The organism is uncultured Turicimonas sp. (genome assembly GCF_902477955.1).
Lineage (GTDB): Bacteria > Pseudomonadota > Gammaproteobacteria > Burkholderiales > Burkholderiaceae_F > Turicimonas.
Genome location: NZ_CABSJB010000021.1, coordinates 1 through 26215 on the forward strand (window position 1 = coordinate 1; position 26215 = coordinate 26215).

At 42.4% G+C, this 26215-nt stretch carries 27 protein-coding genes; 5 read left to right on the top strand and 22 right to left on the bottom strand.

Going from position 1 to position 26215, the window contains the following annotated elements; all coding sequences use genetic code 11:
• Positions 1–425: 425 nt before the first annotated feature.
• Complete coding sequence (gene ansB, locus RDK53_RS07315) at positions 426–1469, bottom strand: L-asparaginase 2 (protein WP_308513969.1); 1044 nt, start codon at positions 1467–1469, stop codon at positions 426–428.
• Between the two features lie 415 nt (positions 1470–1884).
• Between ansB and RDK53_RS07320 the strand changes: the two genes are divergently transcribed.
• A complete protein-coding gene (locus tag RDK53_RS07320) occupies positions 1885–3396 on the top strand; it encodes a hypothetical protein (protein WP_308513970.1) in 1512 nt (503 codons plus the stop codon).
• Entirely contained in the window at positions 3393–3812 is a 420-nt protein-coding gene (locus RDK53_RS07325; RefSeq protein ID WP_308513971.1) for a YolD-like family protein, read from the top strand. The genes RDK53_RS07320 and RDK53_RS07325 overlap by 4 nt, the downstream gene beginning before the upstream one ends.
• 131 nt (positions 3813–3943) lie before the next feature.
• Here RDK53_RS07325 and RDK53_RS07330 read toward each other — a convergent pair whose 3' ends face one another.
• The 21 genes from RDK53_RS07330 to RDK53_RS07430 all read right to left on the bottom strand — a co-directional run bounded on the left by RDK53_RS07330 (position 3944) and on the right by RDK53_RS07430 (position 22661).
• A complete protein-coding gene (locus RDK53_RS07330) occupies positions 3944–4315 on the bottom strand; it encodes a hypothetical protein (protein ID WP_308513972.1) in 372 nt (123 codons plus the stop codon).
• A 112-nt stretch (positions 4316–4427) separates the two neighbouring features.
• The gene (locus RDK53_RS07335) at positions 4428–4799 is read right to left on the bottom strand and encodes a hypothetical protein (protein ID WP_308513973.1); all 372 of its coding nucleotides are present in this window, start codon (positions 4797–4799) and stop codon (positions 4428–4430) included.
• Positions 4800–5235: 436 nt separating this feature from the next.
• Positions 5236–6408 carry an alpha/beta fold hydrolase gene (locus RDK53_RS07340; RefSeq protein WP_308513974.1) on the bottom strand — a complete coding sequence of 391 codons (1173 nt, stop codon included), beginning with the start codon at positions 6406–6408 and terminating at the stop codon, positions 5236–5238.
• Positions 6409–6531: 123 nt separating this feature from the next.
• A complete protein-coding gene (locus tag RDK53_RS07345; RefSeq protein ID WP_308513975.1) occupies positions 6532–7764 on the bottom strand; it encodes a beta-ketoacyl-ACP synthase in 1233 nt (410 codons plus the stop codon).
• Positions 7764–8504 (bottom strand): 3-ketoacyl-ACP reductase FabG2, encoded by a 741-nt coding sequence (locus RDK53_RS07350; RefSeq protein ID WP_308513976.1) that lies wholly within the window; start codon positions 8502–8504, stop codon positions 7764–7766. Before RDK53_RS07350 ends, RDK53_RS07345 begins: the two co-directional genes overlap by 1 nt.
• Positions 8505–8518: 14 nt before the next feature.
• Positions 8519–8980 carry a hypothetical protein gene (locus RDK53_RS07355; protein ID WP_308513977.1) on the bottom strand — a complete coding sequence of 154 codons (462 nt, stop codon included), beginning with the start codon at positions 8978–8980 and terminating at the stop codon, positions 8519–8521.
• Positions 8967–10145: a beta-ketoacyl-ACP synthase gene (locus tag RDK53_RS07360; protein WP_308513978.1), complete on the bottom strand. Its 1179-nt coding sequence runs from the start codon at positions 10143–10145 to the stop codon at positions 8967–8969. Before RDK53_RS07360 ends, RDK53_RS07355 begins: the two co-directional genes overlap by 14 nt.
• A gap of 74 nt (positions 10146–10219) precedes the next feature.
• On the bottom strand, positions 10220–10801 hold the full coding sequence (locus tag RDK53_RS07365; protein WP_308513979.1) for a DUF3261 domain-containing protein: 582 nt from the start codon (positions 10799–10801) through the stop codon (positions 10220–10222).
• Complete coding sequence (locus tag RDK53_RS07370; protein WP_308513980.1) at positions 10794–13091, bottom strand: MMPL family transporter; 2298 nt, start codon at positions 13089–13091, stop codon at positions 10794–10796. Before RDK53_RS07370 ends, RDK53_RS07365 begins: the two co-directional genes overlap by 8 nt.
• Positions 13051–13662: an outer membrane lipoprotein carrier protein LolA gene (locus tag RDK53_RS07375; protein WP_308513981.1), complete on the bottom strand. Its 612-nt coding sequence runs from the start codon at positions 13660–13662 to the stop codon at positions 13051–13053. Before RDK53_RS07375 ends, RDK53_RS07370 begins: the two co-directional genes overlap by 41 nt.
• Positions 13655–14095 carry a thioesterase family protein gene (locus tag RDK53_RS07380; protein ID WP_308513982.1) on the bottom strand — a complete coding sequence of 147 codons (441 nt, stop codon included), beginning with the start codon at positions 14093–14095 and terminating at the stop codon, positions 13655–13657. The genes RDK53_RS07375 and RDK53_RS07380 overlap by 8 nt, the downstream gene beginning before the upstream one ends.
• Complete coding sequence (locus RDK53_RS07385; RefSeq protein WP_308513983.1) at positions 14082–15782, bottom strand: glycosyltransferase; 1701 nt, start codon at positions 15780–15782, stop codon at positions 14082–14084. Before RDK53_RS07385 ends, RDK53_RS07380 begins: the two co-directional genes overlap by 14 nt.
• On the bottom strand, positions 15782–16129 hold the full coding sequence (locus RDK53_RS07390) for a hydroxymyristoyl-ACP dehydratase (protein WP_308513984.1): 348 nt from the start codon (positions 16127–16129) through the stop codon (positions 15782–15784). Before RDK53_RS07390 ends, RDK53_RS07385 begins: the two co-directional genes overlap by 1 nt.
• A complete protein-coding gene (locus RDK53_RS07395) occupies positions 16122–17405 on the bottom strand; it encodes an AMP-binding protein (protein ID WP_308513985.1) in 1284 nt (427 codons plus the stop codon). The genes RDK53_RS07390 and RDK53_RS07395 overlap by 8 nt, the downstream gene beginning before the upstream one ends.
• Positions 17406–17973: 568 nt before the next feature.
• Positions 17974–18240, bottom strand: a complete 267-nt coding sequence (locus RDK53_RS07400; RefSeq protein WP_308513986.1) for an acyl carrier protein — start codon at positions 18238–18240, stop codon at positions 17974–17976.
• Positions 18240–18500, bottom strand: coding sequence for a phosphopantetheine-binding protein (locus tag RDK53_RS07405; protein ID WP_308514010.1), 261 nt, complete (start codon positions 18498–18500; stop codon positions 18240–18242). The genes RDK53_RS07400 and RDK53_RS07405 overlap by 1 nt, the downstream gene beginning before the upstream one ends.
• A gap of 20 nt (positions 18501–18520) precedes the next feature.
• On the bottom strand, positions 18521–19231 hold the full coding sequence (locus tag RDK53_RS07410) for a lysophospholipid acyltransferase family protein (protein ID WP_308513987.1): 711 nt from the start codon (positions 19229–19231) through the stop codon (positions 18521–18523).
• 80 nt (positions 19232–19311) lie between these two features.
• Positions 19312–19995, bottom strand: a complete 684-nt coding sequence (locus tag RDK53_RS07415; protein WP_308513988.1) for a beta-ketoacyl synthase chain length factor — start codon at positions 19993–19995, stop codon at positions 19312–19314.
• A 170-nt stretch (positions 19996–20165) separates the two neighbouring features.
• Positions 20166–21230 carry a methyltransferase gene (locus RDK53_RS07420; protein ID WP_308513989.1) on the bottom strand — a complete coding sequence of 355 codons (1065 nt, stop codon included), beginning with the start codon at positions 21228–21230 and terminating at the stop codon, positions 20166–20168.
• Positions 21231–21669: 439 nt separating this feature from the next.
• Positions 21670–22083, bottom strand: coding sequence for a hypothetical protein (locus tag RDK53_RS07425; RefSeq protein ID WP_308513990.1), 414 nt, complete (start codon positions 22081–22083; stop codon positions 21670–21672).
• A gap of 203 nt (positions 22084–22286) precedes the next feature.
• Positions 22287–22661, bottom strand: a complete 375-nt coding sequence (locus tag RDK53_RS07430) for a hypothetical protein (protein ID WP_308513991.1) — start codon at positions 22659–22661, stop codon at positions 22287–22289.
• A gap of 368 nt (positions 22662–23029) precedes the next feature.
• Between RDK53_RS07430 and leuC the strand changes: the two genes are divergently transcribed.
• Genes leuC through leuB form a run of 3 tightly spaced genes read left to right on the top strand, consistent with a single transcriptional unit; the run spans position 23030 to position 26212 of the window.
• Entirely contained in the window at positions 23030–24466 is a 1437-nt protein-coding gene (leuC, locus tag RDK53_RS07435; protein ID WP_308513992.1) for a 3-isopropylmalate dehydratase large subunit, read from the top strand.
• Positions 24467–24475: 9 nt separating this feature from the next.
• Positions 24476–25123 (top strand): 3-isopropylmalate dehydratase small subunit, encoded by a 648-nt coding sequence (leuD, locus tag RDK53_RS07440; protein ID WP_308513993.1) that lies wholly within the window; start codon positions 24476–24478, stop codon positions 25121–25123.
• Between the two features lie 12 nt (positions 25124–25135).
• The gene (gene leuB / locus RDK53_RS07445; RefSeq protein ID WP_308513994.1) at positions 25136–26212 is read left to right on the top strand and encodes a 3-isopropylmalate dehydrogenase; all 1077 of its coding nucleotides are present in this window, start codon (positions 25136–25138) and stop codon (positions 26210–26212) included.
• The last annotated feature ends 3 nt before the right edge of the window (positions 26213–26215 follow it).

Here is a 26215-nt window from a genome sequence, read left to right on the forward strand (position 1 = left end):
TTGATTGGGAGAGACATGGAGTGCTAAGAGACACACTGGCTGCCAATAAAGAGATCGCAATCGTTCTTTTTAAACAATACATCTGTGTTTCCTTCTTTCATAAGGATAATTATTGAGTTGAGTGTAGGGGATATTGTTAAAAGTAGTAATTGTTTTTGCTTAGATAGGGCAGAGAAGAGTTCCAAATTCAAGCTGAAACTCAAGGTCTATTCCCATTTAGGTGTTGAGAGCAACATCTCTCAAATAATCCAACAAAAAATGGGACAAACGTGGGCGGATAGAGAGCAGAAATAGCGAAAAGTTCTGTTCGCTGCAGCCTTAAATGAATTAAAAAGTCTTGCAGCCATTCAATAAGAAGATGAGAGTGAAGAAAAAGGCGGTCTTGTGAACCACCTTTTTCTGCTTTTGTTAGAAATTAGACAATCTTAGTATTGGTCAAAATTCTTTTGAATTTCTTTAGGATCTTTTGTTTGTGTTAAGGAGAGCATCAAGAGAACACGTGCTTTCTGAGGATTCAAAGAACCGGAAGAAACAAAGCCGTACTTGGCGTCATCTACTTCTGCGTCCTTAGTTGTGGATCCTGTTGGAACACGAGAAGAACGAACTACTGCGATGCCGTCTTTAGCTGCTTTTTCGATGATTGGGAAAGTAGACTTATGAAGGTTGCCGTTACCGACACCGGCGGTGACGATACCGTCATACTTAGCATCTACCAAAGCTTGAGCCTGGATGCCTTCGACTCCGGCGTGCTGATAAACGATACCGACCTTAGGCAGTTTTTCCAATTTATCTACATTGAACGGAGTGGCTGTTGTGTGGGCTTTAACCGGAGCAGCATCCCAAAGGACTTTGCCGTTATGGATAGTAGCAAGTTGGCCGGCATTCGGGCTCTGGAAAGTTTCAACGCCGGTTGTATTGGTCTTAGTCACATCACGGGCACCGAGAACGCGGTCATTCATTACAACCATAACGCCTTTGCCACGTGCAGTTGGATCACCTGCAACTGCTACGGCGTTGTACAAGTTGGCAGGACCGTCAGCAGAGAGAGCGTTTGACGGACGCATTGCGCCGACGAGAACGATAGGCTTATCGCATTTAGCTGTCAGCTGAAGGAAGTAGGCAGTTTCTTCCATGGTGTCAGTTCCATGGGTGATTACGAAACCATCTTTCTTACCGCATTCTGCATTAATTTTCTTGGCCAATGTCAGCCAAACTTCATCGCTCATGTCTTGAGAGCCGATTTGAGCAACTTGTTCGCTGGAAACGTTGGCGATGTTAGCTAATTCAGGAACAGCCTGAACTAAAGCATTGACGCCTACCTTAGCAGCGGAATAGTTTGTCTGATCTGCAGCTTTAGATTGACCGGCAATAGTACCGCCTGTTGCATAAACAGCAACATTAGGTTGAGCAGCATAAGCTGCACCGAAAACAAGAGATAAAGAAGCGGCAATAAGTGCCTTTGTGAACATCGTAGTCCTCCTCTATGTGGAAATAATTTCTCATTCGTCTAAGTGGTCACGAATGCGAAACGTGAATATTTGTATATTTTTTTAAAGTTTATTACGTACAAATCTGAAATAAAATCACATAAATACGGTATATACGAACAAATAAAAAGGACAATTGTTGGATATTTCCTTAGAAGTTCTGTTCTTTCAAAGGCTTGCCACTCAAGGTCTATATATTGTTAGTTTCGAGATTCTTCTTGAGGTCAAAGCTTCTTTTTACTTTGTTGTTTTGTCGCAAAGATTAAAGAATTTCCTTCTAAACCTCAGAAATATAGAAGACGGTTTTTGCGCCGATTGCTGTACTTTTCCTGCACTTTGTGGTTACGTCTAAAATTTAGAGCTTATTTTTTTCGGACAAGTTAAGAGAGCCTGCGAAATGAAAGAAAGCCAGAGAACTTATGTCGCTATAGACCTTAAGTCTTTTTATGCATCGGTCGAGTGCTATGAAAGAAATTTAGATCCATTGACGAGTTTTTTGGTTGTAGCAGATCCTTCCAGAACTTCAAAAACAATCTGCTTAGCCGTTTCTCCGGCTTTGAAAGCTTTTGGGATTCCCGGAAGACCACGTTTATTCGAGGTTCAGAAAAAGGTCGAAGAAATCAACAAGGCACGAAAATTCAAAGCTGGTTTTTCCGAATTTGAAAGCACGGCTTTTGATAAAAAAGAGTATGAAGCAAATGAGACGAGTAAATTGGATTTCGTTATCGCTCCTCCGCAGATGTCTCATTACAGGGCCACCAGCGTGAAGATCTACGAAACCTACCTGGAACTTATTGCACCCGAAGATATTCACGTTTATTCAATTGATGAAGTTTTTATCGACATCACGCCTTATCTGGAAACCTATAAAACAACTGCACATAATTTGGTTCGTGAATTAATCAGAAGAGTTCTGAAAAAGACAGGCATTACAGCAACCGCAGGTATCGGCCCGAATTTATATTTGGCCAAAGTAGCCATGGATATCGAGGCAAAAAAATGTGAACCGGATAAGGATGGTGTTCGGATTGCAGAATTGAATGAGACGACCTACAGACGTAATCTTTGGAGCCATGAGCCAATCACGGATTTCTGGAGAGTCGGAAAAGGTTATGCGGATTCTCTTGAGAAAATTGGTTTAAGGACAATGGGAGATGTTGCTCGATTTTCTATTAAGAACGAGAAAAATTTGTTTGAATTGTTCGGAGTGAATGCAGAACTTCTAATTGACCACGCATGGGGACTAGAGTCTTGCACAATGAAGGACATTAAGTCATTTGAACCCGATGGAAAAAGTATTGGTTCAGGTCAGGTTCTTCAGGAGCCATATTCTTTTGAAAAGGCCTTGTTAGTAACCAAAGAAATGGCAGATGCTTTAGGTTTAGATCTTTTTTCCAAAGATTATGTAGCCACAAAAATAGTTTTGACGATCGGTTACGATGTAGAGAATTTGAATGAGGCCGAAAAAGGCAGCGGATATCAAGGTCCAATTAAAGTAGATTCTTACGGCCGGAAAGTGCCCAAGCCGGCCCATGGAACAGTATCTCTTTCCCGAGCAACCTCATCTTCTTCGGAAATCAGAAAAGAAATGGAGAAGCTTTTCAAACGTATTGTGAATCCTAGTCTTTTGATTCGCAGAATAACGATGTCCGCGGCTGTAAGTCCTAAGAAATCGGTTTGTGAGGAGTCGGAGGATACGGCTCAGTTAGATTTGTTCGACGGCACGGAAATGGCAGAACTCTTCGACCATCAAGACGATAAGAGGGCAGCGAAGGAGAGAAAGATGAACGAGGCAATATTAGCTTTACGAGACAAATTTGGAAAGAATGCTATTGTCAAAGGAATGAACTTGGAAGAAGGCGCGACCGGCATTCTGCGCAACAATCAGATCGGCGGACACAAAGCATGATCAAAGACTATAGTGACATTATTGACCTTGAGCGTCCGGTTTCGCGTTTTCCAAAAATGTCTCGGCAGGCAAGGGCAGCACAATTCGCACCGTTTGCGGCTTTGACGGGTTATGAAGATGCCGTTAAAGAAGCCTCGCGCTTTGTCGCAGAAAAACCTCTTCTGGACGACCAGGAAATAGAAAGAATAAATCAGACCCTGAGGGAGGCCATCGAATTTGACGATGCGGTGGATCTAATTATTTTTGAACCGGACTCACACAAATCCGCAGGAAGAGTCAGCAGAGTAACGTCCCGCATAAAAAAAATAGATGAGACTGAGCGGAAACTGGTGCTTGAGAACGGCAGACAGATCATTTTAGAGAACATAGTTGGCATCAAAACCGAGGACTCTTCTCTTGATCAGGTGCCTTGGTAATCACGTTTCTTCTAGGATGAAGAATGAGTGGATGCTTTTATCCAGAGCTCCTTAATGATTGTTCGACCTCTCTTTATGGTACAACACCATTAGCGGAGAGACCGCTGAGAAACCTTTTATTTTGAAGATTACTATTTCATTTCGATGACATTGGACAGGTCAACTTCAAAGGAAAAATCCGGGTCAATGATAAAAAAGCCACCGGAAGATTCTTTGCAGATTCGGCCTTCAGCAGGGGAAAATTTTCCTGTCTTTCCGATCAGAATCATAGAGTTACCGCAATAGACATTTCCAAAAGTATCTATGCTGAGGTAGCCTTGACATTCTTTTGAGATGGTTCCGATGAATTCACTTGGATGTTCTGTCCAAACTTCGCCCCAGAGGTTTGCATAAATGGGTCTGCAGAATTGAGAGGAAGCGTATGAGGACTCCAGTGGTATGGAGGCTAGAAGGAAACCGACTGTCAGAGAAGCTATCTTGGACATCAAGGCTTTTGAGAACATAGTGAAGCACCTTAATTCAGTTAGTCTTTGACTGCAGTTCTATCATAGTTGACGTCAGTTCATGTCCATCCAATTAATAAAAACTTTTTAAATCTTGTAAACCGGATAATAGCTAATCGGTTAACTTAATCACGTCTGATAAGTTGATTTTGAACGGTTGATCTTTTACGTAAAAGTCGCCGAAAACTCCTCGACAAATGGGCCCTTTCCCGGAAGGAGGTTGATTAAGCTGTCCAATTGAAAAAGGAGAATCACCGCAATAGACGTTTCCAAATACATCCACATGAAGGACTCCTTTGGTATTGCATGAAGACTTTCCGATTGAGAATGGAGAACCTTCGACGAAAATTGTTCCAAAAGAATCGGAATAAACCGGTTTGCAGTCTGAAGGAGAGGCATGGGCTGGACAACAGGCGACAGAAAATAAAAAAGCTCCAACGGTTGCTGCAAGAAGTGTCTGAAAGAAAGTGGGTTTTGGAAGCACGGCAATCCTAATTGAAAGACCAAAATATAAAGGAAGATCTTATCAAGTGCTCTTACTTTTCAAACCAGCCTTTTTCCAAAATTAGAGATCACAACAAGAAAATTAATGGAAGAAGTTTCCTTTATACGATTTTCAATGAGCTTGGTAAAAGAATGGTTTAGAGGCTCAGAAATTTGTCCAGCTCCTACAATCAAATTATCAGAGTGAAGAACAAGAAGCTTCGGTTAATTCATCCGGAAGTGCTGTTGATGTGAAATCAGAGCTTAGAGAGGGATCCTTTATGGGAGGAGGCGCCGATAAGTCTGCGCTTAGGTTCTAATTAACCCAGAAAATAAATTGGCATCCTTTCTCGGTACCTCGATAAGGATGCCAAATTTTTCTGAAGGCTCTTTTGCTAATTGGAAGCGATGAGCCGAAAAACCTTATGACGACTAAGTTATTTTCCTTCTCTCATCACACTTAAGATAACTCCCTTCTGCCAATTAAAGTAAGGGTTGTACATCAATCTAGCTGTAATTTTGCCGTCCGGTGCGCTTTCCCAGGTCGAATACCAGACATTCTTGGCTTTTTCACACTTCGCTATTTCCTTATCGGAAAGGTCATCTCTGCATACTCTGGACTTTCCGTGTCTACCGTACCAAGGATTTTTGGGGGAGTAGGCCAAGGACATATGCGAGAAGCTTGCAATTCTTTCCTCAGGAATGTAGTCGCTTTTATAAATAATTCTCGGATCGCTCCCGTCTCCTTCAGTACCGTACCAAATGAAGCGGCTCTTTGGATTAGTAAATACTTTGGGAAGAATATGAATAAGTTCCTTGGCGTTAATTACAGAGTCGTGTTCCGTCATCATGACAATAACCGGCTTCGAATAGGTTTTATCTTTCATTGATTCCTGGACGTTGACCATGGATTGACGAAAAGCTTCTATTGCTTCTAACGGAACAGTTTCATAACGGAATGGCGCCACGCCTTGAGTATCGTTGTCAGGTTCTTTATACCAGTCTGTGAATAAGTTAATGAGAGGGATGAAAGCAATCATCTCCGTTTGAATCTCGAAAGCCGGAGAAAATAACACCAAACCTTTAACTTCCGGCCGTTCGAAAGCTAATTTTGTGACTAAGTTACAACCGGTAGAAAAACCGCCTAACCATACTTTTTTTGAAGATTTGGAAAGAAGATTTAATTGTGCCTCAACCGTTTTCCTCCAATCCTCATAATCAGTGTCCAGCATATCGGCAGGCTTGGTTCCATTTCCCGGAAGAAGGATGGCTCTGACTAAATATCCGTTGCGTGCCAATTCTCGGCCGATATCTCTAAAAGTCCATGGCGAATCTCCGAGACCATGAACAAACAGGATTGCTTCCTCATTACTTTTCAATGGCTTAAATTCAAAAGGAGCATTAGCAGTCAGTTCAAATTGCTTATCTTTCAATACAAAGTGGCGGTTTTCGGAAATAAACTCTTTGCACTGTTTTTGATAATCGGCAAAGGAAGTTCCCGAGTAAGGCAATTTTGCTTCGTTCGGCGGATTGACCGAACAGCCCGCCAGCGTAAAAAATAGAAAAGTGAAACTAATAAGTTTGTTCAGAAAAGGGCGGACATCTTTCATTCGCAATACCTAAAGGTTCTTCTTATTTATGAAAAAGGATTACTTAAATCATAAATAAGAGAAAACCCTTAGTATGTAAATAATGTCCGAAAAGGGCAAGAACCTTAATAAAAGTGAAGAGCCTTAGGCATAAAAGCGTTTGAAAATGAGGGAAGTGTTAACTCCTCCGAAGGCAAAATTGTTGCTCATTATGTAATCAGTGTCCAAACGGCGCGGCTCATTCATGATGTAGTCAAGCTTGCCGCAATTTTCATCCGGTTCTTTCAGATTGGCAGTGTGGGCGAACCAACCTTCATTCATCATTTGAATAGCAAACCATGCTTCCAACGCACCGCAAGCACCCAACGTATGACCCAGATAACTCTTTATAGAAGAAATGGGAGTCCCAGCGCCAAAAATTGCTTCAGTGGCTAATGATTCGGCAATATCTCCTCTGGAGGTAGAGGTGCCATGGGCAGAAATGTAGCCAATGTCTTCAGCTTTAAGTTGAGCATTCTTCAAAGCGTTGGCAATACAAATTTGAATTGTTTCTTTCTTCGGCTGAGTGATATGGGTGGCGTCACAGTTGGAAGCAAAGCCAACTACTTCAGCAAGAATATTCGCTCCTCTGTTTTTTGCATGTTCAAGCTCTTCAAGAATGAGTGCACCGGCTCCCTCACCGACAACTAATCCATCGCGGTTTTTATCAAAGGGCTTTGGAGTTTCTTCAGGTTTTTCATTCAAGGTGCTGGTGGCAAATAAAGTGTCAAAGGATGCAGCCATGGACGGGCAGAGCTCTTCCGCTCCGCCGGCGATCATTAGATCCTGCATTCCGAATTTAATGGCTTCATAGGCATATCCAATAGCTTGGCTCCCGGATGTACAAGCGCTGGAGGTAGGAATCACTCTGCCGGTTACACCGAAGAACAGACCGGCGTTTACTGCGGTGGTATGCGGCATAAGCTGGACATAGGTAGTTCCTGAGATGCGGGATGTATCTCCTCCGTCAAGCATTTTTGCGTAAGCCACTACCGGTTGGGTACTGCCAAAACATGAACCAAAAGCAATTCCTGTTTGTCCGTTGGTAATAACTTCATTGCCGAGTAAGCCTGCATTTTCCAGGGCTTTTTCGGTTGCGCGAGTGGCTAACAAAGAAACTCGTCCCATTGAACGAATCTTTTTTCGGGTGTAATGGGCCGGAAGTTCAAAGTTTTCGATTGGAACAGCAAGCTTTGTATTTAAACCTTTAAAGTACTCCCACTCCTCCATATATTTGACGGCATTTTTTCCCTCAAGAAACCGTTCTTTTATGGTTTTCCAGTCTTCTCCGAATGCAGTAATACCGCCAGCACCGGTAACAACAACCCGTCTAGCCATTAGATCATTCCTCCATTAACACTGATGACTTGTCTTGTGACATAAGCTGCGGAGTTGCTCAAAAGATAAGAGACAAGGCCTGCAACTTCTTCCGGTTTTCCCATCCGCTGCATAGGAATAAGCTTCATGGCATGTTCAATAGCCCGAGGATCCATGTCGATCATATCTGTGTCAATCAATCCAGGCGCTACGCAATTTACCGTAATTTTTCTTGAGGCTAATTCCACTGCAAGGGCTTTGCTTGCTCCAATCAGACCGGCCTTCGCCGCACTATAGTTAACTTGTCCGCGATTACCAGTCATGCCTGACACTGAACTAATGACAACAATGCGGCCTCCGCTTCTCAGGCGAATCATCGGCATTACACAGGGATGGATGACATTGTAGAAACTGTTCAGATCGGTGTTGATGACATTGTCCCAATCTTCATTTTCAAGGGCCGGGAAAGCGGCATCTTTTTTTGTTCCGGCACTGTGAATGATCCCCCAATAAGCCCCATTTTCTTCAATATCTTTTTCCAGAGCTTTTTTTGCGGCTTCACGATCACCGACGTTGAATCCAAGAGTAGAAGCAGGGCAGCCCATAGAAGCAAATTTTTGTTGGAGTTGTCGAGCTTTTTCTTGAGAAGAGTTGAAATGAAGAACTAATTCATAGTCCGGATTATTTGCTAGTTCCCCTGCAATTGCACTCCCAATTCCTCCCGTCGACCCGGTAATCAGTATTCTTTTTTTCTTAGTCATTTTCGGATATAAATTTAGTTACTGAACAGCTTATCGTATTCAATTTTTGTGGGTTGGTATACAGTGATTTTCCCATGGGCCAAGGTTTCGCCTTTTTCAGAGAGGACAGAGCCGTCAAAGGAAGCAAGATTTTTATCTTGAATAATCTTTTGGATTTTGATGGTGAGAACTTCATTCGACGGCGTTTTATCGACGAGAAGTTCGGCTCCTCTAACACTTAACAAAAATCCAACATCGGATAGTTCCATGTCGTCTTTTCTATAGTAGCCCGCCCAGACTCCTATTGCTTGAGCCATCATTTCGATAAGAAAAACATTGGGAATAATTCCATCCTCGTCTTTGAAAAGTTCGAGTCTATCGGCTTTTTTGCAATCACAGCGGCTCTCCGCATGCTCTTCGTCTATTTCCACGAGCTCATCGATAAATCTCATGGGGAGACGATGAGGAAGCCAATTATCAAGTTCATTTTCCGTCATAATGTCCCAATATTAGAGAAGTATTGTTTCCTCCGAAAGCGATATTGTTGGACATCATGTAATGGCCTCGGAGCTTAGTTGGATTTTGAAGAAGGCCGAGTCCGCTGAAGGCTTCGTCCATTTCGCTTTTGTCCTCAAATTGCGAAGGCAACACTGTTTGAGGGTTGTCTAAAAGCGCACAAAGTAGGGCTGCTTCAGTAATTCCGGCAGCTCCCAAAGTGTGACCGGTAAGGTTTTTTGTAGAACTACACGGAACAGAACCAAAAAGATTTCTAACCGCAGCTCCTTCTGCAGAGTCATTTAACCTTGTGGCCGTCCCATGAAGATTCACGTACGCAATGTCAGAAGTTTGCAGCTGAGCCATTGCTAAGGCTTCTCGCATAGCTGTTTCTATCCCGGCTCCCTGAGGGTGAGGAGATGAAATGTGATAGGCGTCGGAAGTCTCTCCCCATCCGGCCAATACAAGATTGGAGGGCTCTTTTGAAAGAACGAGAACTCCCGCCCCTTCTCCGATAGTGATTCCCGCACGTTTTGATGAGAAAGGACGGCATTTTTGGCGCGACATTACTTCCAGAGAAGTAAATCCATGAATCGGAAGTTTGGCTAAGCTGTCAGCCCCTCCTACAATAGCAGCGTCTGCCATTCCCGATTGTATTAATCGAGCTCCGGAAATAATAGAACGTGCGCTGGAAGTGCAGGCTGTACTGATAGTGTAGGCAGGTCCGCAGAGTCCCAAATACGCCGAAAGAAATCTTGAAGGATCTCCTAATTCTTGTGCCCAACCTTGAAAATCTGAAGGCGTCGGCTGCTTTGAAATGACGGCATTTACATATTCGTTTGCTTCATTTGAACCGGAGGTACTGGTTCCCATAATGACAGCAACCCGATTTTTAGAAAACTTACCAACTAGAGAATGAAACTTGTCAGAGTCATGTTGTAAGGCCGCAAGAATAAGGCGGTTATTTCTGGAATTGTGACGCTTAAATTCATTGGCAATGACAGGAAGTTCTCCAAGAACATTCCCATAAAAAGCATTCTTATTGCTTCCTAACCAATGGGTGCTTTCTCTCATCCCCGGGGCGTGATTATCAGACAAATTTTTCAAAATGTCTGGAATTGAGTTTCCAAGGGCATTTACAGAGGAGTAGTAATTTATAAAAATCATTAAAAATAACTTCTAAAGAGATAGGAAATTATTCGAGAGCCTAAGGTTACATTGAACTATCAAGAACTTTCAAGTTAATTAATAGGCAGGTCTTGTATTTCAATTTCATATGAAAAAGAATGATTGGAAATCCTGACGATTTCTCCTTTTCTTCCTTTAGGCCAATTAAATGTCTCAATCGGATTTTTGTCACTGTCAAAGATAACCATTTCGTTTTTATCTTCTTTGACCGTCCAATGATTAGGAAGGCTGCTCTCCAACACTTTCGGCGGAATCCTTACAGCGATAGAGTCAAAGAGAATTTCCATGATGGGTAAAGAATGCACCATCGGGACTTTTTCTTGGTACTGTACTTTTTGGCCGTTGTAGATTATTTGGAAAAGTTCTAATCCGGTAGGCATCAAGCCATCCAAAGTAAGAATTCCGTTTGAGCATTTTTCTACCACCATTAATGTTCCTTTTTCTTGTCCCCATTTGAACTTTAATAAAGAATGCTTTAGAAAGTCCGTAGAACAAGTTGCCGAAGGAAGCGCTGAGGAGATGTCCTTTGTTAAGCGATGCTGAAGCTCCAAAGAATTATTGGTCGTCGAGCATCCGGCAGAAAATAAAAAAGGAAGCAATAGAAAAGCACAAGACAAAAGATATTTTTTATTCATTATTTTTACCATTCAGTCTATGTTGCGCAGACAATAAGACCATTAAGTATGAGGTTGCAATTCCTACACAAACAATTAAACCAAAGTTTTTGATTGCTTCTGTTTTACTGAGTACTAAAACGCCTAAAGATATTAATGTAGTAGCTGCAGATACAGAAATGGCTAAGTAGGTGGATCGATTCACTCTTTCTCTGTTAGCCGAAAAAATCTGATAGTCGGCCCCAATTCCTAAAATAAGAATTAAGGCAAAAACGGAGAAGAGATTGAAGGGCATTCCTGTCAATCCCAAAGTTGCGAGGGCCGCAGCTCCTGATAAAACAATTATTCCCGTTTGGATAATGGATTTTTTCCACCCAAAGAAGTACCAAAACAGAGCCATAAATCCAAAAACTAAAAAGCAGATAAACCAAGAGAGGACCATCCTTTGGGTTCCTAGCCATGTCTGAATATCCTCTCTTTGAGTGATTGGAAAACAAGACGAGAGCTTGGAGCATATAGTTTGTAACCTTTCCTTAGATGTCTCTATAGGAATATAAAACGCCTGTTCATTTTTTAAACTTAAGAGGAACGGCTTCCATACTTGTCCTAAATGAGAATTGAGCCAGCCTTTTGCATCGAGGGTATCGGGAAGTGGAAATTGAGATAACTCAACTCCTGTGTCCTGAAGTTTTTGAGCTACTTCAGGAAAAAGCTTCTCCAGCCGATCTCTAACCTGAAGCTGGCTTTCTAAAGAGAGGAGAGCCGGGTAGATGAATTGACGGCGAGAAAGTTTGCTCTCATTAATCACCAAGGCCGCTTTTTCAATTTGTTGTATAAGTGCATCTTCGGATGGGGCGGTTACAACAATTCCTTTTTGTGAGAAGTTCGCTCCGGTGAGCTCTTTAATTTTGTTTTCCGACTCAGATAAAAATTGGGAGCTTTGATAAAGTCTGATTAAATCATCATCAACTGATAATTTTGGTAAACCTAGAGCCAATAAGAAGATGAACACAATCCCGACGAAGGCTTTAATGGAATTGCTGGAAGAGCAAAACAAGAAAAATGAATTAGTAGCTTCAGAAGTTTTCGAATTGGCTGCCGGCTTTATAGAGAAGAGCGGAAACCAGAGCCAAACTGTTAAAAATGAACCAATCAGTCCGAAGACAGCAAATACACCTAACTGGCGGAGACTGCTAAACGGAGAAATTACCATTAATCCGTAAGCAAGAACTGTGGTTATCAATGCCTGTAAGAGAGGCTTCTTTAATTTTTTTTTGATTGATAAAGGAGATTCTTTTGCAGAGGCGTTTTGTCTGGCTAAGAGATAGTGGGTTGTGTAATCGGTAGAAATTCCGATTAAGCTTATGCACATGACTAAAGTTATGGCGTGTACCGACTCAAAGAAAGTAAAGGTTGCGGCTAGTCCGAAAATCGTGCCGATACCAACTGAAAGCAGGCACAAGAGGATAGGTTTGAGTGTTCTGAAAACAAACAAAAAGAGGGCCGAGAGAAGAAGGACGGATACAATGCTTAAGGTTTGAACGTCTGTCTTAGCAGTATTTTTAGCTTCCTCTTGATGAAAGATACTCCCGAGAAAACAAACCTCAAGATTCGGGTTAAGGCGCTGTTTTTCTTTAATTAATTCGTTAATGGATGAGATCCATCGGCTAATTTCTTTTTCACTTAATGAGGACTTCAAGCGGACATTCAGAACGGCCCAAGGAACGTTTTGTGAGTCAACAGAAGTTAGAAAGCCTTCTTGCGGAGTTAGCTTTGAAGACGGATTATTTTTAGCGGCTGCTCTAGTAAGAAGAAAAGGGTCATCAGTCAGCTCTTTTAAGGATGGCGCGGCAAACGCAGAGAATAGTTCGCTGAGGATTCTTTGACTAATCTGGTCTGCAGAAGCGGTTAAATAGAATTTTTTATCGGGAGCAGATAAGAAGGCTAGCCTGTGCTTGATAAAGAAGCTAAGAAAATCTGCCTTCTCTTGCTCTGTCACGGAGGAGGAGACGGATTCAACAACAGGACTTGATTTTAAGAAATCATCTAAAGAGAGCGTGAAGTCTTTATTATCTTTAACCGCAAAAATAACTGTCCTCGCAAGTGAGTCTTGCAGGGCAGAGTGAATTTGTTTGAGCTCGGTGGAATTCTCCTGTTGCGGGAGCAGATCGAAAATATTTGAAGAAAGATTTCGATCGTATACACACAGGGCTGTATAAATGAAGGCAACAAGCGAAAGCGCTAACCACAATAAAGCAACAAATTCCCGTTTATGGAACTGGCTTTGCAAGGTTGAAGTCTTCTCGTTCATTTTTACCTATCGGGGTTACGGTTCCGAATGTAATCAGTGTGTTGGCTCCTGAAATTTCTTCAATTTGAATATCTTTTAATTGTTTTCCTCCATCAACGGAAATCTCTTTGACTATTTTCGATAAAGGCTCAATTTTGGGAATTAAAGTCATTTTCCAAATCTGTGAGTTTCCCGAGACCGTCACGGAAAAGTTTTTCTCCAAATTGGCCTGATTACCCTCAAAAAGTGATTTCAGCGTCGAAACCATCTTATAAACCTCCGGATTCTCAGAAGCAGTGATTTCTCTGGGCTCTTCAGATTGAGTTTGTAGAAGGACAGACTTGTCAGTAATTAAAGTCTTTTGAAGGAAAGGCTTGGTCTGAATCCAAGCCAATCCTTTGGAGTCCGATAAAGAGAGATGGCCGGAGGATTTGAGAATCAGTCCTTGAGAAAGGGTTTTCGTCTGAAAAAAATCCGCAGAACCTTGACGCAAATGCTCAAAGGCATCCATGACGTATGGAGGGAGCAAATTTGAGGCAAAAACCAGAGAACTCATCGTAAGGCCAATGGCCGCAATAAATTTTTTAAGCATAAGGACTTTCCTTTCCTAATACTTCAAATAAAACCTTAGGACTTGTCAAGCAGCCTTGCTTTTTCTTTAAGTCAAAGGCCATTTGCCGCGACATTCCTGTGGTGAGGATCTTATTTGTCTCCTGGTCTCTGATGAGGTATTCAATTTTTATTTCGTTTTCGTATTCGACGATTTCTGCCGATACCAGAAGAGAGCTTTCCAGCACGGCCGGTCGCCGGTATTTGATTTTGACTTCGATAATCGGCCAGACATATCCGCTTTGCTTCATTTCGGTATAGCCAAAGTGAAGATCTTTAAAAAGGGCTTCTCTGGCCTTTTCAAAAAATTTTAAGTAATTCCCGTGCCAAACCACTCCCATCGGATCTACTTCATGGAAGGATGGGTTAATAATTATTTCTTTTTTAAGACTAATTTGGGTTTTATTTATTGTCATTGTGCAGATCCCAAAAATCATAGAAATTAAACCATTGAAGCGGATAAGAGACTGCCTTTTCTTCTAATTCTTTAACATACATAGAAGAATACTGACGGACGGCATTGATTCTATCTTTTCTTGGAAGGCTAACTTTATCGGTTAAGCGATGGGCCGAGATGAGAATACTATCTTTGTCTCTAACGGCAAACATTGTGTATACGGGACATCCAAGAAGAGAGGCAAGCACGTAGGGACCGATGGGGAAAAGAGCTTTCTTTCCTAAGAAGGTCTCTTCTATTACGCGCTTATCATCGCTTTCTTTCAAACCTAAAGGGATTCTGTCGGCAGCGATTGCAATCCAGGCCCCGGCTTCTATTTTCTCTTTTAAGGAAATAATGGTGCTCAAGTCAATCTCATCGATTTCTATCAAATTTAATTGACTTTTCGGAGCACTTTTTTTCATAAAATTTTTAAAGTTTTTAGCGTTTTTATCAAACAACAAGATGTAGATTTTTTCGTGATAATCAATCTCTCCTATTGCACGCATGGCTTCTACAGATCCCAAGTGAGAAACTAATAATAAACGGCCTTCGCGTTTTTGATGAGTGAGCAGGTTGTTGACGGTATCCTCATCTGCAAACTTCACAGGAGTGTTCAGCTTGGCTCCTTCTGTCCACACAATGATCTTGTCGAGCAGGGCATCTGCGAAAGACAAAAAGTGATTTAAAGAAGAAAAGGGCTTTTTCTGATGCGACGGATGAGAATAATCGAAGACTCGTTGTTGAAAATCTTGGCTTGCTTTTCTTTGATTTTTGCCAAATGCCCAAAAGCAGGTAACCACAGGGGCACAAAAGAGTCGAAAAATCTGCCTTCCTCCTAATTTATAGACAGCCAGGAGAAAATTGACTCCCAGGACTCCTTTTCTTTCTTGAATTTTCGCCCAGTGAAGAGAAGGACTCTTCTCCGAGCGGCGAGCAAGATTACTTCTAACGTGCGTAAGAGACTCGAAAAATAACCTGGTGTGCATCTTACTGATTAGCCAGTTATCTCTAAGAACTTTGAAGTTGCTTACTCCGTCCTGCGGATACGTAACACGGACGGGCAGAAAGATCATTTCCATCCCTGACCAGTAGAGACGAACTAGGATGTCGGTATCGAAATCCATTCCCATCCCGATTTTGGAAGATTGCGCAACTTCTAAGGTTTTACGGATGGGATATATGCGAAACCCGCACATGCTGTCCTTTAGAGAGAAAGACAGCGTTTCGACAGCTACCCAAAAATCAGTAATTTTTCGTCCAAGTTCTCGGCTCTTTGGGACTGATTGATCATAGATAGGGTAGCCGCATACACAATCCTCAGGATGGCTTTCGGACTTGCTCAAAAAAGAGGGAAGGTCTTCTATTGCATGCTGACCGTCAGCGTCGATTTGGGCTGCGTGGGTGAAGCCTAGCTCTGAAGCCTTATGCAAGCCTGCGATAACCGCCCCTCCTTTTCCTTTATTTTTCTCCAGTGCGACTAGTGTAACGTTCGGAAAGCTTCTGACCGCTGATTTGATTTCTTCAGCCTCGGCGCTTGGACTTCCATCATCAACAACAACACAATCTTTAATAAAGGGCTGAATTCTGGCCAGAACGTCTGCAAGCACTCTTGAATGCCCATAGCATGGGACAACGGCGCAAAATTTTACTGCGTTAGAGGGCATTAAGAAACTTTTCCTTGGCTGACAGTTATCCATTCATTGTTCTTAAAAGATTTATAAGTGAAGGATAAATATTTTTCATCAAAAGATAAATGAAGGCGGATTAAATCCCGAGGAATCATTGGGACGGTAAATTTAATTTGGCGAATGTTTTTCACTGTTCGTTCGCAAAGCCCGTAAGCCCGAGCAAACCGAGTGACCCAATCTAGTTGAGCAACCCCAGGCAAGATCGGCTGAACGGGAAAATGTCCCTTAAACCAAAGAAGAGTAGGGGCAAGAACAAATTCCAAGACAATTGAATTCTCAGTTTTTTCTATAACAGCGACATCTGCCGGGATAAGGCTATTCATCAAAAAATCTCCTGAGTTCTCGTATCAAAATTTTCCCTTGATTATTTTGAGGCCATGATGGTGTAATGCGCCAGAAACGAGGCAAAGCTAAAAGAGGAATCTTATCTTTCAACTCATTTCTTAGAGACAAGATTTTAGCTGCAGGAAGTCTTGAGACCTCTTTGACCATGGGGTCAAGCAGTACGGCACCTAAGAATGTTCTGCCATCCCTTTCCAAAGGAACTACTTTACAGGGCCTTGAATAAAACTGAGTGATTGTTTTTTCAACATTAGTCAGATTTATTCTTTCTTCTCCGATTTTCAGAATATTGTCTTTTCTTCCTTTTAATAGAAATTGCCGAGGGGTATGAAAGTCATATTCGTCCTCAAGAATAAGAGAAGGCAAGACACGACCGGTTGAAACCAAACGGTTCCCAACGATAGAGAGATCCGAGAAAAGAGTCCACAAAGAACTCAGTTTTCCATCGTGAGTAAATCGATAAGCAATGACGCCGGCCTCTGTACTTCCATAAATTTCCGTAATCTCGCATCCTAGCCAAGTCTTCACTAGGGAGGCGGCTTTTTCCGTGAGAGGAGCGCCGGCTGAAACCACTCTTTTTATAGGGGGTGGAAGAAGGGCCGGATCCAGATTCGAAAGAAATGAGGGAGTGGAAATAAAAAAAGAATTAACCTTAATCTTTGAACAATCTTCGGGTACTTTTATTCTCTTGTCATAAATAGCTAACCCGTGAGACATGGCAAGCCATATATTGAATGTAAGACCATATTGATGTTCGGAATCTGCTGTAGAAGCGACCGCTTGAACTTCTGACTTCGGAAGTAAACAAGTCGTTTGAGCGGCTTCTAAATCAAGTTGGCCTATGGTTTTGGTAATTTTTTTCGGAGCACCGCTTGAACCTGAAGTAAACAGTTCAACAATGTTGTTTCTAAAATCGGACTGAGTTGGAGTTTCAGAAGAGCTATCAGTCAGAATCTCACGCAGGTCTTCTTCCCTTACGCATAATTCTGCCAAGGCATGTCTTTCCTTTTCGAGAATGGCATTTTGGGGAATAAGAACCGGAACATTACCCGAAAGAACAATGCCCATGAAAAGGCATAAAAAACTATAGTTGCTTTCCGTCGTAATCAGGATTCTGGCTCCGGAAACCTCAGAAAAATGCTTGTATACCTTACGGACATCCAGACTTAACTCTTTACGGGTTCGTTTCGGATTGATAGTTACTAAATCTTCAGGAGGCCCTGAAAGCCAATTATTAAACGTTAAAACTTCAGACATTTAACACCAATTTTCGATAAACCCATTCTCCAAGAAGGAGGGCACCTATGCAAATGTAAGAAAAGCAGCCGTTCCAAAGAGACCATAAAACGAGGTTATCTTGCGAAGCCGTCCAGGCTGCGATTAACCCGTTAAAAATAAAGAAGAAACACCAAATTTTTGTGACGTTTTTTAGATACGGAATTGCTTTAGCCGGAAGATCCTTTGTCATTAGCCTGGCTATCCGTTCAATTGCAGAAGGACCATTAACCAAGGAAAAACCGAATATAGACAAAAGGGCAAGATTTACGAATACCGGATACCAGAGAAAAACTTGCACCTTGTCTAAAATTAAACTTAACACGCCTAAGGCAAGGCCTATCAGACCGGGAAAAAGAGAAAAGTTAACTGCTCCTTTATTCCTTAAGGCAAAAACACATTGCATCAAGAAAAAAAGCAGGGCAATTCCGAAGAAGAATCGAAAGTCGTTATGCCGGGCCAGAAACAAAACCAACAACGGAAACAAAGTGACGACGATGGAGGTGACAGCCCTGGCACAGAACAACAATCGATTTTTCCACATTTGCAGTTATTTTTGCTCTTTCTGTTGCTCAGCCATTAAACGTTCCAGGACGTCAACAACGTCTTGGACAGTTTTGACAGCCTGGAATTCTTCAGGTTTAATTCGTTTCCCGGTCTTCTTTTGGAGACTGACAATCATATCTACGGCATCGATACTATCGAGGTCTAGATCCTCGACTAAGCGGCTGTCCGGCTTGATATCCTCCGGATTTAACTCAAACAGCTCAGCCATTGAGTTTCTTACTTCTAAGAAGAGTTCTTCTTGGTTTTTCATTATTTTTCCTGTTGTTTTTTAATAAATTCGGCAAGTTTAGTTACAGAGGCAAAGTGCTGTTTGATGTCATCTGTAGGTTCGGTTAGCTGGATTTTGAAATGGTTTTTAACCGCAATTCCCAATTCCAGAGCATCGATAGAATCAAGCCCTAGGCCTTCGCCAAAAAGAGGAGCATCTGAATCGATGTCTGCCGGTGTTAAATCCTCGAGATTAAGAGAGTCAATAATGACCTCTTTAACTTCGTTTTTTAATTGTTCAATTTCCATTTTTATGCCAATAATTAATAGTCAGTTGATAGTTTTGTAAAAGGTCTTAATTCATCACCAATCTTTCTTGTCAAACGTCTGCTGGCTAACGAGAAACCTTCTTCCTGAGGTTTAATAAATCGTTCCGGGTCTATTTTTTCAATGAGTTCAAGCCGGACGGAGGGGCGGGCTTCAGGTATCTGATACCATTCGCTTGACTTATCAAGCCATTTTTCAGTGCATTTAATCCCAATAGCTTGGATAGGAGCGTTACAGCGCAAGGCTATATGCGCAACTCCTCTTTTTAACTTCATGGGCTGACCCGGGACGGTTCTCGTGCCTTCCGGAAAGATAAGGATACTGTGTCCTTTTTTCAGTCTTTCTCTGCAGTCTTCAAGAATTTCTTCAGAGGCGTTATTTAATAGGTAGTCGGCTGCGCTAACAACTCCTTTTAGAAAGAAGTTTTTTGTAAGCTGAGCCTTGACTAAACAGTCAACTTCCGGCAGCTCAGAGGCTATAAAAACATAATCTAAAAGGGTCGGGTGGTTAGCAATAATAATGCAGCCTTTCTCCTCCCGAAGTTTTTTGATGTTTTCGGTATCGATATCTGCAATTTTGAGTGTTCTAACGCAAGTTACGAACAGTCTGAAACTGCTCGAGATGGCCTTACGAGCCATTGTTGTTCTTTTTTCAGAATCTTTGACGAAAACATTCAAAAGAGGGAAATAAGTTGAAGTAAGTGCCAAAGCGCCGATTCCAAAAACTGACCAACAAAAACCTGAAGACAATCTTCTGAGTTGGAATTTTACAAATGAGTCTTTTTCTCTCATAGCTTTGCCCAGGTTATTGTCGAACGGTCGGTTTTCGTTTGGAATACATTTTCCGGAGAGAGGAGGCCGGCAGCTAAAGAAAAGGCAGGATTTCTTTTTGCGGTTTCGTTGAGGATGAATTCAATTGAAACGTTTAATCCGTTGCCATTTGAGAGTACCAAGCCAAGTGCGTAAGGATCCGTACGGGCCTCTTCTTCAAGAGCACCTCCCAGAATCTCAGGAAGAGAGGATTCGAAGTCTACGACAAGAACTTTTTTCTTCCCAGCATCTAAGAGAGACAAAGCCTCTATCAGCGCAGAATGCAGTGAATCCGTTCCTGCTGCAATTGAGGTAACAGGGCCATGGAATTTCTGTTGAATACTGGTCATAGCCGAGGCAGCATTATGAACAGACATGCTGAAATCAGTCGGAGAAATATCAGCGTTGTTAGCTAGGTTCGAGAAAATTTTCTCACTGCGATTTAATTCGCCGTGTCTTGAAGAAAATACCAGAGAATCGACAGAATGCTTTTTCATTAATGAGGTTGCGACTTCTACCGCGGCCCTGCAGCCTTTGCTCATTCTTCGAGCCGACATCATTGGAATTTTCTGTACTTCTTCTTGCGCAAGCGTTCCGTTGATAGACTGGGTTTGTGAGTCCAGAATTAACCAGTCAGATATGTCAATATTACGCTTAATCAATTAGTTATCCTCCCTTGGAACGGGACTGAGTTTTTCTTTTTATTATATGTAAAGGCCATTGCCTGGATATTAAATTCTCGTTAAAGCCGTACATAGTGGGGAAAACACCCACCTATTGAAAGCGATGAAGATTAAGTTCCTTTGAGACGCTTCACAAGTTTTGATTATTTTTATTTTGTTCGGCAAATTAATAAGGTATGTCCGGTTCCTAACGGGCCGACTTCCTCCTCGATAACTAAACCAGCATCCTCGATGCACTTTTCAAATTCAGAAACTTGGTAAAAGCGGCTCGTGCCGTTAGCAATAGCTGTGAAATACAAGGACATGGCCGCTAGACACAAGTCTCCGATCTCGAAGGGCTGGTTTCCGATAAAAGGCTCAAGAATCAGCAACCGAGAATTGGGCGCTAAATTCATGCGAACTTTTTTAAGAATGGAGGTGATTTCATCCTTATGAAAGCAGTCAAGAAATTGGCTCATTAACCAAACATCGGCGTCTGAATATGGAAAGCTTTTTATTTTCAGAACATCTAGGGCGACAGTGCTGATTTGGGACGACAATCCATGCTGTTGAATATTTTTTTTAGCAACAAGGCATTGTTCGGGAAGATCATGAATTTTGATTTCGACTGTCGGATCCATAGAGGCATAAAGCATCGACCATTTTCCCGTGTTTCCTCCGACGTCAAAGATTTTCTTCGGGGCAAAATGCTCTAAAACATATTTTGCAAGATCTTTGAAAGCGGCATCGGAATAGAAGTGGTCAAAGTCGAACCAACTTTTTCTTGCCGGCTCGGGAAGCGTAGTGAGGGCCGGATAAATGGTCGGCCAGTTTCCAAGTGACTCTAGACCTGCCGGGCGCTGCTCCAAGAAAGATTTATCTAAATTTTCCAGGCCTCTGTAACAGACGTCTCGGGTAAATGCGAAATTAACTTTGACGAGAGGATCATTCAAAAGAAACCAACCGGTTTTGGCTAAATAATAATTACCTTCCTTGTGTTCAACCAGGTTTAAAGCCAAAGCAATTTGAAGCAGAGTCTCAACAGCATATTCAGTCAACTTGGTATGTTCAACAACGGCAGCGAGCGAAGCCCCGTTTTTTCCGGAATCTTCGAGGAATGACAAAATCCCGAACTTTAATAAGCACGATGATGCTTGAAAAAGAAAAGGAGCAATGGCTAAGGCATGAGCATTATTAAGAGCTTCTAATGAATTTATTTTCTTACTACATTTCATTGTTTGCTTTTAAGGATTGAGTTTTTTCTTGTGATGCTTTTTTTATTGACCCCTATGCACTCCTAGCTCAGAGGACATTTGAGTCTAATTTTTCTTCACCGAGAAGTATAAAAGAGTTGGATTGACAAGTGGTGATTTCAATCAAGAACTTATACTTTAAGTTTGGATGCTTAAATTGTACGAGCGTTTAAAACTTGCCATCAGTGCAGCGAGAGGCAATGATTTGGATAAGCAACTATTGAAATAAAAAATAGTATTTCTTTTTTTTTGGACTTCAAACAAAGGGGTAAGTCAACTTAGCAAATGACTGGATTACATCGGGTTTTGATTGAGTTCGTATAGCGTAAACGGACCAGAAATCATACTCCTCCCGAGTTTGTAAAAGGAAAAAAACGAGCGCAGACTTGGGAGGAGGAGAACAGCCTATGAGTTGCTAGTTTTACTTAGCTTCGTTGTTGATGGTAAGACGAACGAGTTCTTTCTTGATGGACAGGTCTAAATTTCGAATCCAGTTATTCAAGTGTCTATCAACAGTTCCGTCAGGTCGCATCAAAGTTGATTTTTTATTTGGAGTAATTGTATAGGTTTCTCTGTCGTATTCGATGTCCACTACACCGGTATGTTGTCCTTTAACGTAAGTAGCTTGGATAGTTTTGGAATTGACTTCTTTCATTACCCAGCCGCGAGAAGAGCCGGCAAGGTAGATTGCTTTTTTAATTTCTTTTAATGTGGGGGCATGTTTACTTGAACCTGTCGGATTGCTATTCCCAGTAGCAATCAGAGGTTGAGATGTGCCGCACGCTGTTAAGAATGCCACAGAACCTAACGCTGTAATAAGAATACGTCTTTTCATTTTTCTATCAAAATAAAATTTATGGAGAGGTGAGGTGTAAGAACTGGAAGTATAGATTACTTCTGTAAATAATTGTTTCTTCTTCGGCATACTAGAAAGAACCGAAGAGGCGGATTGCAGAAATAGAAGCAAAAGCTAAGTAAAAAGTAGGAGCCTTTAATCTATGAGAGGCTCCAATTGAGAAAAGTATTCGGCTTTCAAAATCAGTGTTTTTGTCCAAAGTGATCAGGCACGTAATGTCCGCCTCTGCCGTCACTTCTCATATGGTTGCCATGCTGATCGTAATAGCCGCCTCTGCCATCGCTACGGATATGATTTCCGTCAGGAGTGTAGTAACCACCTCTGCCGTCGCTTCTGGTATGGTTGCCGCGCTGATCATAGTAACCGCCCCGGCCGTCACTGCGGGTATGGCTGCCATCCGGATGATAATATCCACCTCTGCCATCGCTGCGGATGTGTTTTCCATCGTTGGTGTAGTATCCGCCTCTACCATCGCTTCGGTAGTGATCCATGGCTTGAGCAAATGGAACGGCGATAAAAAAAGAAAAAAGGCATGCTGTCAATAAAATTTTCTTCATATCTTGGGACCCCATTTTTCTTCAAAGTGTAATGATTCTTTTTGTCTCCATCTATATTTAAGGCCGACAGGAATATTTTTTTTAAATAATTAACGTCTTATCCAAAGGATATCAAAGGAAAGAAAATTAAATAGTTAATGCATTACCGAACATTGAAAAGTACCTGAAGGATTTTCAGGTATCTCTAGTTGTTAATCCGAAACTGATGTCGCTTTCTTACAGATAATTTCAAAATGTAAAACTATCATTTTGATGTCTTCTTTTTGCCTGTAGGACCATGGAATAGATTTTTATGCTCAATCTAAGAATTCTTTCAACAATTAATGGCATACTCAAAAAATTAGCTGAATGTAATTTTTTGAAAAAGAATGCAAGAGACTACCAATCCAAAAACCCTATACGACAAAATCTTCGATGAGCATGTCGTCAGAACCGAGACAGACGGGACATCAACTCTTTATATTGATCGCCATCTAGTCCATGAGGTGACCAGTGCTCAAGCCTTTGAAGGATTGCGTTTGGCCGGAAGAAAACTTTGGCGCAACACCTCCATCGTTGCTACTGCCGACCATAACACTCCTACAACCGGTTGGGAAAAGGGCATGGACGGTATTACCGATCCAATTGCTCATCTTCAGGTCAGCACGTTAGATAAGAATTTGGCGGAAAACGGCTGTGCCGCATACTTCCCATTCCTTAGCAGAGGACAAGGCGTGATTCACGTCATGGGGCCGGAAGAGGGTGCTATCCTCCCTGGAATGACTGTTGTTTGCGGGGATTCTCATACAAGTACTCACGGAGCTTGCGCTGCTATTGCTTTCGGTATTGGTACCAGTGAAGTAGAGCACGTGATGGCTACCCAGACGCTTCTGACCAAGAAAATGAAAAATATGTTGGTCAAGGTTGACGGAAAATTAAAGCCCGGTGTCTTTGGTAAAGATTTAGCTTTGGCAGTCATTGGAAAAATCGGTACAGCCGGCGGAACAGGCTACGCTATTGAATTTGCAGGAAGCGCAATCCGCGAACTATCGATGGAAGGAAGAATGACCCTGTGCAACATGGCAATTGAAGCCGGAGCACGATGCGGTATTGTTGCCGTCGACGAGAAGACAATCGAGTATATGAAGGGCAGGCCCCTTGCTCCGGAAGGTAAGCAATGGGATCATGCAGTTGAATATTGGAAGACGCTTCATTCAGATGAAGGAGCTAATTTCGATACCGTTATTGAAATCAATGCTTCCGAAATAGTTCCAATGGTTACTTGGGGCACTTCTCCGGAAATGGTCGCTCCGATTACCGGCTCAACCCCTCTTCCTGAAAACCAACCGGATCCGGTCAAGAGAGAAGGGTGGGAACGTGCCTATAAATACATGGGCTTGGAACCGGGAACTCCGATGACCGAAATCTATCCGAATTCAATTTTTATCGGTTCCTGTACTAACGGACGAATTGAAGACCTTAGGGCAGCTGCTTATGTTGTTAAGAAGTTAGGCAAAAAGGTTGCTCCGAATATCAAATTAGCTCTGGTTGTTCCGGGATCCGGTTTGGTAAGAGAAATTGCTGAGAAGGAAGGGCTGGATCAGATTTTCATTCAAGCCGGTTTCGAGTGGAGACGTCCGGGCTGCTCCATGTGTTTGGCTATGAATGCGGACAAGCTCTCCGAAGGGGATCGCTGCGCTTCCACAAGTAACCGCAACTTTGAAGGAAGACAAGGCAATAAGAGCCGTACTCACTTGTGTTCTCCCGCAATGGCCGCTGCTGCTGCTATTGAAGGTCACTTCGTAGACGTACGCAAGATCTTTTAAGGAGTAATTATGGAAAAATTCACAGTTTTAAAAGGCATTGTTGCTCCTTTAGATCGCTCCAATGTTGATACAGACGCAATCATTCCTAAACAATTCTTGAAATCTATTTATCGCACCGGTTACGGCCCGAACCTTTTTGACGAATGGAGATATTTGGATAAAGGGGAGCCTGGGAAACCAATTAGTGAAAGAACACTTAACCCTGATTTTGTTTTAAACCAACCGCGATATCAGGGTGCGAGTATTCTTTTAGCCCGCAAGAACTTCGGATGCGGTTCTTCCAGAGAACACGCAGCCTGGGCGTTAACGCAATATGGCTTCAGAGCCGTTATAGCCCCAAGCTTTGCGGATATTTTCTACAACAACAGCTTCAAGAACGGTTTGCTTCCGGTCATTCTTCCGGAATTTACGGTTGACGCTCTTTTCCATGAAGTCAATGCCAATAACGGTTATGAGCTGACGATTAACCTCGCAGAACAGAAGGTCATTGAGCCAAATGGTACGGCCCATGATTTTGAAGTTCCTGAATTCAGAAAATTCTGTCTGCTTAACGGGCTAGATGACATCGGCATCACCTTGCAGCATAAGGATGAAATTGAAGCTTTTGAAAACAGAAGGCTTACTGCTAAGCCTTGGTTAGTGAAGTCTATTTATTAATAAGGGATTCAAATGACAAAAAAAGTTGCTGTTTTAGCCGGTGACGGTATCGGCAGTGAAATCATGGCGCAGGCCTTAAAAGTGCTGAAAGCTCTTGATCTGGATTTAACCTATGAAGAGGCTTTGGTTGGCGGCGTAGCTTACGCAGCTTACGGTCATCCGCTTCCGGAATCCACATTGAAACTTGCCAAAGAAAGTGATGCGGTATTGTTCGGCGCTGTCGGGGATTTCAAATACGATAACCTCGAACGTCATTTAAGACCGGAGCAAGCCATTCTTGGTTTAAGAAAAGCCCTCGGACTTTTCGTTAATCTGCGTCCTGCCGTTTGCTATAAAGAATTAACCTATGCTTCCAGTCTGAAACCTGAACTGGTTTCCGGCCTTGATCTCTTGATCGTCAGAGAACTGACCGGCGATGTTTACTTCGGTCAGCCAAGAGGAAGAAGAAAGAGCCCGGACGGATTGTTCGCAGGAAGCGAAGAGGGCTTTGACACCATGCGCTACTCCGAGCCCGAAGTTGAAAGAATTGCACATGTAGCATTCAAAGCTGCTCAAGGCCGCAGCAAGCACTTAACCAGTGTTGATAAAGCTAACGTTTTGGAAACCAGTCAGCTTTGGCGCGACACAATGAACCGTGTTGCTAAAGAATATCCGGACGTCACTTTGGAGCATATGTATGTAGATAATGCCGCTATGCAGTTGGTTCGAGCTCCTAAGAAGCTCGATGTATTGGTGACAGGCAACTTGTTTGGCGACATTCTGTCTGATGAGGCTGCCATGCTTACCGGTTCTATCGGTATGCTCGCTTCTGCAGCTTTAAATGAAAAGAAACAGGGTTTGTTTGAGCCTTCTCATGGTTCGGCACCGGATATTGCCGGCCAGAATATTGCAAATCCTCTAGCTCAAATTTTGTCAGCGGCCATGATGCTCCGCTATTCTTTAGATATGCCTGAAGCTGCCGACAAGATTGAAAACGCCGTTAAGAAGGTGTTGGCCGAGGGCTATCGCACAGGTGATATTTGGAGCGAAGGCTGCAAGAAAGTTACTTGTTCCGAAATGGGTGATGCAGTAGTGGCTGCTTTACGGTAATTA